Raw genomic sequence first — 12,219 nt, 5'->3', positions numbered from 1 at the left:
CCTCCGGTTTCAGCGACGGCGGGCGGCGGCTACGCGGCGGAGCCCGAAACCCAATCGCGTGTACGTCGCCAGCGCCGCCGTGTTCCAGTAGTCGACCAGGAGCGCGACCCTCTCACGTCCGGTGAGTAGATCGTCGGCGACGAACGCGCAGATCGCCGCACCCAGGCCCCGCCCGCGCGCCGACGGCCGGGTGGCGACCCCGGACATGAACCCGATCTCCGGCGTCGACCAGGCCTCCGCGGCGACGGTCAGCAGCTCACCGTCCGCCCCGCGGATGCCCGCCCACCGGTACACGTCCGGATGACCCGGCCACGCGTACGACTCCGGATACGCCTCCCGGATCAACGCCGTCACCTCCGGCCATTCCGGCTCCGTCAGCCAGAACGGCTCCACCGCACGCCCTGCCGCCGGCTCCCGCCCGGCCGCTGACTCCTCACCGCCTGCCACACCGGCGGCCCGTGCCTCACCGCCCGCCATATCCGCGGTCTCGGACTCACCGCCCGCCACACCTGCGGCCCGCGCCTCCCTGCTGTCCACCGGCCCGGGCCCGACGGGGGTCGTCGTCTCCATCCAGGCGAAGGTGGCGCTGATCTCGAGCTCCGGCACGCGGGCCACCAGCTCGGTGACGAGTTCCTCGGTGCCGAACGGCCGGAACGTCTCCCCGGTCTCCGCGAGCACCTCGCGCAGCAACTCCGCCACCGCCGCCGGATCGCCGTTCATCACCAGCCGGTCCCAGTGCGACAGACCGGGGCAGGCCACGACCACCGCACCCGGACGCCGCCACACCCGCGCGTCCCGCGCATGCAGCGCCCAGCGCACCAACGGATCCTGGTCAGCAACGACATCGATCATGGCGCCATGCTGCCATTGACCCGATGTGCCAACCTCGGACCGGTGCCGAAGCGACCCTTGATCCCCAGCTGGATGACCCGTACCGCCCGTCGCCGGCCACCGAGCCGACCGGCCGGCCAGGAGTCACCCGGCGACCCGTCGGCAGGCTCGCGGCGTGGCCCGGTGGCACGGCTGCGCGGCACGCTCACGGGACTCCTCTCCTGGCGACGGCTGCGCCGCCTGACGGCGGTGGGTACCCTGAGCGGAATCGTCGCGGTCCTCGTCGCGATCGGCTGTGCCCAATGGTTACGCTCGTCCGCCGCCGGCCACCTCTATGACGTGGCCTCGGTGCCCGCGGCCCCGGTCGCGCTGGTCCTCGGCGCACAGGTCGGCGATGACGGCCAGCCCTCGGCTTTCCTCGCCGCCCGCCTCGAGATCGCCCGCCAGCTCCTGGAGAACGGCAAGGTCAAGGCGATCCTGGTCTCCGGTGACCACGCCGAATGGACGTACGACGAACCGGGTTCGATGCAGGCCTGGCTGGTCGCCCGGGGTGTACCCGCCGACCGGGTGGTCCTCGACCACGCCGGCTTCGACACCTACGACTCATGTGTCCGGGCCAGCAAGATCTTCGGCGTGCGCCAGGCCATCGTCGTCACCCAGGATTTCCACCTGCCCCGGGCGGTGGCCCTCTGCCGTGAACAGGGCATCGAGGCCACCGGCGTGGGCGACGACACGGTACGTGTGCACGAGGCGGTGTGGCTCCGAGGCGAGATCCGCGAGTACGGAGCCGCGGTCAAGGCGGCCGCCGACGTCCTGACCGGCCGGGACCCGGTCTTCCTGGGCCGCCACGAGACGGGCGTGGAGGAGGCCGTCAGCCGCGGCTGACCTTGTCATCGCCCGCGACTGACCCCGTCATCGCCCGCGGCTGGCCCCGTCATCTCGCCCGCGGCTGGCCCTTTCAGAGAAGGTCGGCGGCCAGGCTCACTCTCAGGTAGGCGTCGACCCAGGCGTCCACCGTCTCGATGCCCGGGTCGGGGCTGAGCCGGGCGGACACCTCGTCGATCGCGGACGCCACCCGGTGCAGGCCGGCCCGCGCGAGAGCGTTCCTGGCTTCGCCGAGCCGGCCGGTATACGCCGGCGGCAGCTGGGCGAGCCCACGATGCGCGGCCTCGGCCAGCACCTCCCGGGCGAACGCCACAGCGGCAGCCAGCACGTCCACCCCCGCGTCCAGGTCCGAGCCGGCGAGCATCCCGGAGGATCCGGCACCGTCGCCCGTGACGAAGGAGCCGGGCCCGCTCACGGAAGGCGGCACGGCAGCGGACAGGGCCGGGACGGCCGCGGCGGGCGGCGCTGCGGCGGGCGGCGTCACGGCAGACGGCGTCACGGCAGACGGCGCCGCGCCGGACGGCGTCACGGCGGACGGCGCTGCGGCGGACGGTGCCGCGGCGGGTTCGGCGAAGGCGTTGGGTGCGGTCAGGTCGGGGATGACCGGTGGGCCGTCGGCGGCTATCGAGTAGGGGTCGATCACCACCCGGCCGCCGCTGCGGTGAACGCTGCCGGCCACGTACCGGGGTCTGCCCCGCCGGCCGTCGAGCGCCGCCGCGACAGCGTCCAGGCGGCCGGGAGCGACCGCCGCGTGGGTGGCGACGACCGTTGCCGTGTTGCCGTGGGCATCGCTGATCTCGAAGGTTAGACGCTGTGCGCCCGGTGAGTAGTGACCGGGACCGACCTCGGCGATCTCCAGCACCCGGACCAGTTCGGCCCGGACCCGGGCACGGACCGGCCGGGGCGGCATCGCGTCGAGCTCCGCCGCCAGGCCGGCGTAGTCCCGGACCAGCAGACCGCCCGGCAGAGCGTCCCAGGCGCCGCTGGAGACGGTGACGGTCGACTTCGCGACCCGGCCGGCACTCAGCCGGACGGCCCGGCTGGCGTTGCGGACGGCGGACTCGGTCACCAGGGTGCCGCCGGCGACGGCTCCGACCGTGGTTCCGGCGATCCGCCGCCGGGACAGGGCCGGTCCGTCGTCGGTGGTGGTCCACTGCCGGTGCGAGACGAGGACGACGCCGCTCGCCGCCTGGCCGTGGAAGATCTCGACGCGCCGTTCGCCGTCGATCGCGGTGACGCGGGCGCCGAGGCCGTCCAGCCGTACCCGGCGCAATGGGGTCTCGGCCGCCTCCTCGGAGCCGAGCACCCGCGATCGGGCTGCGGCCGCGCCGTCGGCGGTGGCCGCCCGGTGCCGGGCGAACAGTTCGGCCACGAGGTCGGCCAGCAGTTCCGGCGAGTACCTGGCACCGCGCTCCCGGTACGCCGTGAGCTGCTCGGCCAGTTCGGCGGCGGCGTCGAGCGGCCACCGCAGACCGGCTCGTTCCAGTGCGGCCAGGTGGCCGGCTACCGCGGCCGCCAGCCCGGGACCGGCATGGACGGCGCCGGCCCGCAGCACCTCGGCGGCGAACTCCACGACTGCTTCCAGCCCCGAACCCGCCGCTGCGGTGCCCCCCGAGCCGCCGACGTCGACCACGCACTCGCCGATGTCCGGCTGCTGTTCGTCAGCGACCCGGAACGCCCAGACGGCGAGCGCGATCACGTCGTCGCGGTTACCGGCCCGGGCGTCGGTGTGCACGTAGCCGAGGTCGCCGGGTACCAGGAAACGCACGGTCGCCGCGGGCAGCTCGACCACCGGCACCGGCCCCCGGCGCACCCGGGCCGTGTAGCCGGCGCGTTCGGCCCGGCGGGCGGCCGTGACCAGGCGGGCCCCGATCCGGGTGGTCAGTTCGTCGTCGGTGAACCCGCCCGGTGACCAGGCGACCCGGGCTGCTTCGGGAGCGGGCTCCGCCGACGGCGACGGGACGTCCGCGGCGACCGGGACGGACTGGTACGCGAGGATCAGGCCGATCAGGTGGCGGCACACCCCGGTCGCGCCGCAGCTGCATCGGCCCTGTTCCAGTCCGCCCTCCGGCAGCGCCGCCCGGACGCCGTCACTGAACTCGGCGACGATCGCGGTCCCGTCGGCGGACAGGCCGGGTGGTTCCTGCCCGACCTCCCGGGCGGCGCGTTTCACCAGCCCACGGTTGGCCAGGGCAGCCAGCGCGTCGGCATCGAGCGCTCGCAGGTCGGCGCGTTCGGGCAGCGTCCCGATGCTCGCCCGCTCATCCGGCCCGATGTCAGCCGGCCCAGCCGTGCCGCCGGTCATCGACCGGGCCGGCGCACCCGGTCCGCCGGTCACCGGCCCACCCGGTCCGCGACGAAACCGGCCAGTTCGCCCGGCGTCATCGCACCCACCCAGGCGCCAACGTCGGCAAGTCGCTGCGCGCAGGCCCGGTCGTACGCCGGGTCGGCCTCCTCGTCCAGCGCCGCCAGCCCGAGCACGACGGTGCCCTGTTCGACCAGTTCGCGCACGGCCCGCACCAGCCCCGCCTCCGACCCGCCCTCGAAGAAGTCGCTGATCACGGCGACGATCGTCCGGCGGGGCTGTTCGACGAGCTGAGCGGCGTACCGGACGGCGCGGCCGATGTCGGTGCCGCCGCCGAGCTGGGTCTTCATCAGCAGCTCGACCGGGTCGGTGACGTCGGCGGTGAGGTCGACGACCTCGGTGTCGAAGGCGATCAGGTGGGTACGCACGCCGGGCAGCCCCCACAGGCAGGCCGCGGTGACCGCCGAGTGGATCACCGACGACAGCATCGACCCGGACTGGTCGACGAGCAGGATCACCTGCCACTGGTTGAGCTGCCGCCGGGTCCGGGAGGAGAAGTACGGCGTCTCGACGTAGATTCGCTGCTCGTCGGGCCGGTAGTTGCCGAGGTTCGCCCGGATCGTCCGCCGCGCGTCGAAGTCGCGGGACTGTTTGAACCGGCTGGCCCGCCGTGACCGCGCGCCGGAGAAGCTCTGCCGTACCTCGGTGGCGAGCCGTTCCATCAGGTCACGGACGACCGCCTCGACGATGCGCCGGGCCAGGCGCAGCACCTCGGGGTTCATCAGGTGCTTGGTGCGGAGCACGGCGCGCAGCAGGGCCGGGTTGGGTTCAATCCGTTCCAGCACGCCGGGGTCGGTGACGATGTCGTCGATCTGGTACCGCTCGACGGCGTCCTGCTGGAGCCGCTCGACGGTTTCCTTCGGGAACAGCCGGGTGATGCCGTCGAGCCAGTCGACCGTGGTCAGCCGAGACGGACCGGTGCCGCCGTACCGCCGGATGTCACGGCGCTCGAGCTCCTCGTCACGGCCGTAGAGCCAGTCCAGGGCGGCGTCGCGCTGGGCTGCCTCGCCGCTGAGGCCGCCGAGGCTGCCACCGGCCGGCGCACCCAGGATGAGACGCCAGCGTTCCAGGCTGATGTCAGTCATCGGCCCTCCCCAGGGTGATCAGCCCGGCACGGACCAGGCGCTGTTCGACGGTCTCGTCCAGGACCATCCCGGCGGCCACGATCCCGGCCGGGACCGGCGCCCGGAGCAGATCGCGGCCGGAGCCGGACAGCCCGCGCCGGTCGAGCAGCCGCTCGGCGATCATTTCCCGCTCGCGGGGCGGGAAGTACTCGAAGGCCTGCCGCAACGCGGGCAGGGCGATCAGGAAGTCCTCCGCACCCATGCCGCCGACCAGGTCGTCGAGGAGCGCGAGGATGCCCCCGGACGCGAGCACCGGTTCACGCGCCACCCCGAACAGTCCGGCCAGCCAGTCGCCCGCGGTCCCGGCCGCGAACGCACCGCGCACCGCCTGCGACGGTTCCGGGAACAGCCGGGCCGCCTCGCTCACGGCCCCGTCGCTCTCGCCCAGCAGGGTCCGGCCGAGGCCGTAGAAGGCCCCGCGCAGGTCTGGTGGTGCGCCCCGGTCGGCCGCGATGCGGCCGGACACCTCGATCGCGGCGGTACGGTCGACGCCCGTCCCCGCGGCGTGCAGCACCGCGTCGCGTACCGCCACCACCGCGGCGATCCGGCTCCGGTCAGCCGGTGCCCCGGCGGCATGCCAGCCGTCGGCGAGCCAGAGGATCCGGCGGGCGGCGGCCGCCACCACGACGCCGAGCGCCTCGCTGCCGGCGGTCCCGAGCAGCCGGTCGTGCCGCCACAGCGCCAGGGCGACCGCCAGGACGCGGCCCAGCACGGGCAGGTCGCCGGCTGCCGCCACTCCGCGTTCCAGCCGGCCGGCCACGTCCGATCCGAGGTCGGTGACGCCGCACAGGGCCGCGTCGAACAGGGCGTCGGCGAGCGCGCCGAGGTCGCCGACGGCCGCGTCGATACGCTGCGCGATCCGGGTGGCGGACGCGGTCTCCAGGGTCGGGCCGTACCCGCCGGCCTCGATCAGGGCGGTGAGCCGGTGTTCGTGCCGCCGGACGGTCCACTGTTCACGCAGTACCGGGTCGATGCCGGTGGCGGGCCCGGAGTCACGCCGGAAGCCGGGAATCTCGAGCACCCGCAGCCGGTGCAGGATCCGGCTGACGATCCGTCCGCGGGCGTCGGTCAGGTCGGCGGTGTGCTCACCGGACCGGTCGAGGCCGTGCTGCTCCAGCTCGGCGGTGGCCGAATGGACCAGCGGCGGAAGCGGGGTGTCCGGGTGCAGCCGTCCGACCCGGTCGCCGCTGAGTGCCGCGGTCATCTCCACCACTGCCGGGTGCTGACCGGCCGTGACGGTGCCCCGCACCGCCCACGGCAGGGGCACGTCGAGTGCCTCGTTGATCAGGGCGGAGGCCAGGCCGTCGAGCACGTCGACCCGGGCCGGGCAGTCGTGCCCGCGCAGCCGGGCGAGGGCTTCGGCTCCGGCCCGGGCGGCGATCAGGTCGGCGGTGGAGACCTGCTGGCCGCGTCCGCGCAGCCGCCCCGCGACGGCGGTGACCAGGTAGCGCGCCGCGTCCTGCGGGCCGCTCTCCCAGAGCCGCTGGTAGTACTCCGGTGACGGCATGCCGGACTGGTAGCCGGCGAACGCGTCGAGCCGCCGGAACGAATAGGGCACCAGGTAGCTGCCGGCAGTAGCACCGTCGGGTGGCGCCGGCACCGCGGGCCAGGCGGCGGTGCCGGCGGACCTCGGCACCCCGGAGGGCCCGGCGGCTCCGGGGAGTCCCTGCTCAGGATCCCCGGACGGCGAGGCGGCGAGGCGGATCAGGGCGGGCCGGTGGAAGCCGCCGACCACGGCGACGACCGGCCGGTCCCCCGCAGCGGCGACGGCGGCCCGGATCCAGCCGGCCATGTAGGTCTCCCGGGCGGTGTCCGACGGTCCGGCCTCGGCATCGCCCCGGATCAGGTCGAAATAGACCGAGAGCCGCTCGGCGACCGCATCGGCCGGGCCCATCTCGATGAGGTGGTCCCAGAGGGCGTCGCTGTTGTCCACGCCGAACTCCGCGCAGAGCCGCTGCACCGCCTCGGCGTACCGCAGCTCGGCGTCGGCGTAGCGGTTGTCCCGGTCGGCGAAGGCCTCGTGCCACGCCGGCAGGTCGATGAACCGCAGCTCGGCCCCGCACTCACGCCCGGCCCGCAACGCCTCCCACTCGGGTGAGTACTCGCAGAACGGGGCCCACGACCCGTGCCGCCGCCGCTCGTCGAGATAGCTGGTGAACACCGCCACCGGCAGTTCGTGGCCGAGCAGCAGTTCACCGATCCGCTCGTTCATGTCGGCCGGGCCCTCGATCAGCACGAACGCGGGCCGCAACGCGGCGATGGCCGACCCGACCAGCCGGGCGCAGGCGGGACTGTGGTGCCGGACCCCGATGACGGTGAGGCTCATCCGCCCGGCAGTTCCCGGCGCGCGTCCCACAGTTCCCGCCACTGCGGGCCGGATCGCCACGAGGTGTGCTGCTCGAGGTACCGCCGCAGTTTCGCGAGATCTTCCGGGCTGTCCTTGGCGGCCGTACCGGCCAGGCAGGACACCAGGTCGGCGGCCGATCCGGCGGAACCGCGCAGGAACCAGCCGCGCAGACCGACGGCGTGCGCGACCGAGACCGCCTCGGCGGTGCTCATCACCGCGGACAACCGTTCCATCTCGTCGCCTCGGCTGGTGCGCCCGGCCCGCAGTTCGCGGAATGCGGTGACCAGGACCTCGAGCACGTCGCGCCGGGGTGGCGTGGTGACTCCGGAACGCGTCAGCAGCGCCCCGGCCTCGGACTCGACGAGCGACAGCTCGGTGTCGAAGTCGGCGATCGGGAAGACCGTCTCGAAGTTGAAGCGCCGCTTCAGCGCCGAGCTCATGTCGTTCACGCCGCGGTCGCGGGTGTTCGCCGTGGCGATGATGTTGAAGCCCTCCCGGGCGAACACCATGCCGGCGTCCCCGGGCAGCTCCGGCACGGCGAGGACCCGTTCGGAGAGCGGCGAGAGCAGGCAGTCCTGCACCTCGAGGGGGCAGCGGGTGATCTCCTCGAACCGGACGACCCGGCCGTGGGTCATGCCGCGCAGCAGCGGCGCCGGGACCAGCGATCGCTCGGTGGGGCCCTCGGCGACGAGCAGGGCATAGTTCCACGAGTATTTGATCTGGTCCTCGGTGGTGGCCGCGCCGCCCTGGATGGTGAGCGTCGAGTCGCCGCTCACCGCTGCCGCGAGCAGCTCCGAGAGCAGCGACTTCGCGGTGCCGGGGTCGCCGACGAGCAGCAGTCCGCGGCTGGTGGCGAGGCTGACCAGGGCCCGGTCGATGAGCGACGGGTCACCGACGAACTTGCGGGTGACGCCGAGTTTCTCGTCACCGACGATGAAGGCGCGGGCGGCCCGCAGACTGAGGGCCCAGCCCGGCGGGGTGGGCGCGTCGTCGGCGGCCCGGAGGCGGGCCAGCTCGTCGGCGAACCGCACCTCGGCGGGCGGCCGCTGCACTCCGGCGGTGGTGGCGGTGGTGGGGATGGCCGTCATGGGATCACCTCGGTCAGTTCGCGCAGCGCCTCGGCCGCGGTGATGGGGTCGAGTTCACGGATCCGGTCGTCCCGGTCGTTGCGGAACCAGTGGTGTTCCGAGGACGGAGCCACGTACAGCGCCTCGATGGTCTGGTCGCCGAGCACGTCGATCGCTCCGACGGCGATGCCCGGATCGATGGCCAGCACCAGGTGCAGGCCTCCCGGGACGTCGCGTTCGAACCAGCCCTGCACGCCGGCGTCCTGCGGGCTGCCGCGCCGCCAGCCGCGCCGTTCCAGGCCGAGCAGCGTGGGGGTGGCCGACTTCCGGCCGATGAACGCGCCGGCCCGCTCGGCGGTGAGCGGCGCGACCCCACGGCTCAGCTGCGGAAACGGCTGGAGGATCTCGTAGTCGGCGAAGACCCCGGCCCACGCGGCGAGGTCGTCGGCCAGGTGCAGCGGATGGGCGACCCCGACGATCTCGTCGTCGCGGAGGGTGACGGTCTCGTCGGTGATGCCGGCCAGGCTGCCGTCCTCCGCCACCCGCAGGCCGCCGGCGGGCCGGCCGGTGTCGTCGATGCGGACCCAGACGAGCCGGCGGACCAGGTGCCGCAGCAGCGGATGCCCGGCGAGGAACTGCCGGAAGGCGGCACCGGTCCAGCGCCGCTGTCCCACCATCGCGCTCTCCAGGCGGCGTACCTGATCGGCGGCGATCGCCCGGACGTCCTTCTTCAGAGCGGCGAACCGCTGGTAGGCCTCCGGCGCGAGGACCGGGTCGTCCTGCGCGCCCGGCTTGGGCAGCGCTTTGAGCCGCTTGCCGGTGGCGTCGGCGACGAACGGTTTGAGTTGTTCGTCGAATCCGACGGTGAAGGTCCGCCGGCCGTAGTCGAGGACCAGGCTGCCGGCGCCGTCCAGGCCGAGGTCGGGCACCAGCCGGTCGGCCAGCTCCTCGGAGGTGAGGCCCAGCTCCGCGGCGAGCTCGGCGATCTTCTCGGTGGCGCGTTCCTTGAGTCCCCGGAACTTGACCTTCTGCGCGATGCCGTTCAGATACATCAGGGCGACGTCGGTGCCGATCGCGGCGAGCACGTCGAGGCCGGCGACCGCCCGGGTGTGCCCACCCTCACCGGGCCAGGACCGGATGACCGGTGCCAGCCGCCGCACCGTCTCGTCGTCGCCGAGCAGGCCGAGCGCGTCGAGCGCCCAGTTCTGTTTCGCCGGGTGGCCGGCCTCGCGCCACTCGGTGAACAGCGCCCACGCGAGCCCGGCCAGGTCGCCCGGCTCGCACTCGGTGACGGCCACGGTCAGTCCCGGGTAGACGGTGTCCACGCGGGAGATGGCCAGCATGGTGATCAGGTTCCGGATCGCCTCGGCGGGCAGTGCGCCACGGCCGCCGGTGAGCCGGACCGGTGGCAGCAGGGCCGGGTTCGCCCAGTCGGGCAGCTGCGGCATCGTCCTGGGCAGGATGGTCAGCGGGTCGACGGCGAGCACCTCCTCGACGGCCGCCCGGGTCGCCGGGCCGAAGCCGGCTGCGATCGATCGGACCCGGTCGCCCTGCCCGGCCTGCAGCATGGCGCGCAGCGCGCCCTCGGCGTCGGATCGGGCCGCACCGGCCTTTCCGACCGCGATCGGGATCAGCGCGCGGGCCGCAACATCCGGGTGCCGTGCGAGCCAGGCCAGGGCGACCGCCCGGACCGAGCGGACCCGTGCCAGCCAGCCCGCGACCAGCACCGCGGCCTCGGCCGAGGCGATCGGGGCCAGCAGGACGGCGGTCGTCGCCGGGGACCTGCGGGCGACGTCGAGCACCGGCGGGACGGCCTCGGCACCGTAACGGGCCAGCATCTCGGCACCCCAGTCGGCGGCGTCGTAGTGGTAGCTGGGCCGCCAGGCGGCGATCCGCGGAAGGGTCAGGTCATCCGGCGCCAGCAGGAAGAAGTCGATCTCGTCCCAGCCGCTGGAGGCGCTGGTGCCGAATGCGTGGATGACCTCGGACCAGTCGTGGGAGCCGCCGTGCCGGTCGGCCCAGGAACCGTCCGCCCACCGCTCACGCTCGCCGGGCGCCCACTCGACCCGGACCGGCACGCCCGAGGAGAGGCCGGTGACGACGATCGGCTCCCGGTGCGCCGGGGTCAGCCAGGGCGGGCTCACCAGGATCGGTGGCACGTCACCGGACGCGGCCGGGCTCACCTCGTCGGCCGCGAGCAGGGCATGCGCCGCGTCGAACCGGGCGGCGGCCGCCTCGGAGAGTCGCGGCCGGACCTCACCGGCGAGTTCGAGGTGGCCGGCCAGATGGCGGTGCAGCAGCCGGTCGGCGGAGGGCGCCTCGGCGAGCAGGCGCAGGGCGTGGGCCGGCTCGCGGGCGGCCGCCTCGGCGAGTGCCGCCGCCGCGTCGGGCCGGTCGGCCCGTTCCAGCAGGATGGTGAAGGCGGTGTCGCTGCCGAGCGCGGACAGCATCGCCAGAAGCCTGGCCCGGCCCTTGGCGTCGAGGTGCGGCGAGTCGATCCAGCCGGCCAGCGCGGGCGCCGCGGCCGGGCCGAGGGTCGCCACGAAGGTGTGGATCCGCTCGTTCTCCGACATCGCCGTCCAGACGTCGACCCGCTCGGCCAGCCGCAACCCGGTGGCCGGGTCGTCGACGACCGTGAGCAGGAGCCCTCTGAGGTGCTCGCGGCCACCCTTGCCGAGAATCTCGGTGCAGATGTCACCGGCCCAGCCGGTCTCGTCGGGCGCGAGCACCGAGACGATCGCCCGCTGCACGAGCGCCGGGCCACGCACCGCGGCGAGGGCGGCGAGAACCTTCTCGTACTCCCCCGCGGTGGTCGCCACCACCGATCGCCGGAGCTGATAGGCCATCCGGATGACGATCGGGGTCAGGGAACCGTCGATGTCGTTGTCGGGCACCTTGCGGGTGATCGCGCCGCCTGGTTCGAATGACGCCAGATGGAGAGCGGACAGCTCGGCGACGGCCGCCGCCGCGAACGCGAGCCCGTGCCGGGACCGCCAGTGGTCCGTGAAGGCCGTCAGTTCCTCGCGCCGGCTCCACTCGAGCGGCACCGCCACGCCACGGGCCACCACGGCCGCACCGAGGGGCGTGGCCGCCGGGTCACCCGTGAGGTAGGCGTGACCGGCCCGGGCCAGATCAGCCGGGGTCCTGCGGTGGTCCAGCGCGGCCCGCACGTCGTCGCCGAACGTCTGCAGCAAGGTCTCGGCGGCTTGGACGTCGGCGTCCTTGATCTTCGGGACGGCCGCGCCGGTTCCCCGTCGTGGCAGCACGAACCGTTTCCAGCCCGCGGGCACGACGAACGTCTCCGAGCTGCGCATCTCGGCCACCGGACCACTCCCCCGACTCTGGCTCCACCGGACGCGCTGAACCCTAGCGACCCCCACCGACAAAACCCGCCCGGGACGGTGAAGACATAGACGGTGATGGACTTCCGGTCCCCGATGGCCGAGAGTGGAGGACATCGGCGCGGGCCGCGCAGGCGGCCGGCCCGCGCCGATACTCGCCCCCGGGCGCCCTGACCTGCCGGGCTTGCGCCGGGGCGACAGTTCGTGAAAACCTCGCCGGGAGCTCGCGCCCGGAGTGCGCGGTCCCCACACCTGAGAG

7 protein-coding genes are annotated in these 12,219 nt (G+C 74.1%); 1 reads left to right on the top strand and 6 read right to left on the bottom strand.

What is annotated here, in order from left to right; translation table 11 throughout:
- Nucleotides 1-9: 9 nt before the first annotated feature.
- Nucleotides 10-852 carry a GNAT family N-acetyltransferase gene (locus AB0G04_RS36970; protein WP_360992902.1) on the bottom strand — a complete coding sequence of 281 codons (843 nt, stop codon included), beginning with the start codon at nucleotides 850-852 and terminating at the stop codon, nucleotides 10-12.
- A 42-nt stretch (nucleotides 853-894) separates the two neighbouring features.
- Here AB0G04_RS36970 and AB0G04_RS36965 point away from each other — a divergent pair, with 42 nt between their 5' ends.
- Entirely contained in the window at nucleotides 895-1,716 is an 822-nt protein-coding gene (locus tag AB0G04_RS36965) for an ElyC/SanA/YdcF family protein (protein WP_360992899.1), read from the top strand.
- A gap of 73 nt (nucleotides 1,717-1,789) precedes the next feature.
- Here AB0G04_RS36965 and AB0G04_RS36960 read toward each other — a convergent pair whose 3' ends face one another.
- From AB0G04_RS36960 to AB0G04_RS36940, 5 genes are read right to left on the bottom strand one after another with little or no spacing between them, the layout of a single operon-like run.
- A complete protein-coding gene (locus AB0G04_RS36960) occupies nucleotides 1,790-4,054 on the bottom strand; it encodes a hypothetical protein (protein ID WP_360992896.1) in 2,265 nt (754 codons plus the stop codon).
- Nucleotides 4,051-5,166 carry a VWA domain-containing protein gene (locus AB0G04_RS36955; RefSeq protein ID WP_360992893.1) on the bottom strand — a complete coding sequence of 372 codons (1,116 nt, stop codon included), beginning with the start codon at nucleotides 5,164-5,166 and terminating at the stop codon, nucleotides 4,051-4,053. Before AB0G04_RS36955 ends, AB0G04_RS36960 begins: the two co-directional genes overlap by 4 nt.
- A complete protein-coding gene (locus AB0G04_RS36950; protein ID WP_360992890.1) occupies nucleotides 5,159-7,531 on the bottom strand; it encodes a DUF5682 family protein in 2,373 nt (790 codons plus the stop codon). Before AB0G04_RS36950 ends, AB0G04_RS36955 begins: the two co-directional genes overlap by 8 nt.
- Nucleotides 7,528-8,640 (bottom strand): AAA family ATPase, encoded by a 1,113-nt coding sequence (locus AB0G04_RS36945; protein ID WP_360992888.1) that lies wholly within the window; start codon nucleotides 8,638-8,640, stop codon nucleotides 7,528-7,530. The genes AB0G04_RS36950 and AB0G04_RS36945 overlap by 4 nt, the downstream gene beginning before the upstream one ends.
- The gene (locus tag AB0G04_RS36940; protein ID WP_360993052.1) at nucleotides 8,637-11,933 is read right to left on the bottom strand and encodes a DUF4132 domain-containing protein; all 3,297 of its coding nucleotides are present in this window, start codon (nucleotides 11,931-11,933) and stop codon (nucleotides 8,637-8,639) included. The genes AB0G04_RS36945 and AB0G04_RS36940 overlap by 4 nt, the downstream gene beginning before the upstream one ends.
- Between the last annotated feature and the right edge of the window lie 286 nt (nucleotides 11,934-12,219).

Source organism: Actinoplanes sp. NPDC023801 (assembly GCF_040639655.1).
GTDB lineage: Bacteria > Actinomycetota > Actinomycetes > Mycobacteriales > Micromonosporaceae > Actinoplanes.
Note: the sequence above shows the minus strand (reverse complement) of the source record. Positions and strands in the feature narration are given on the sequence as shown.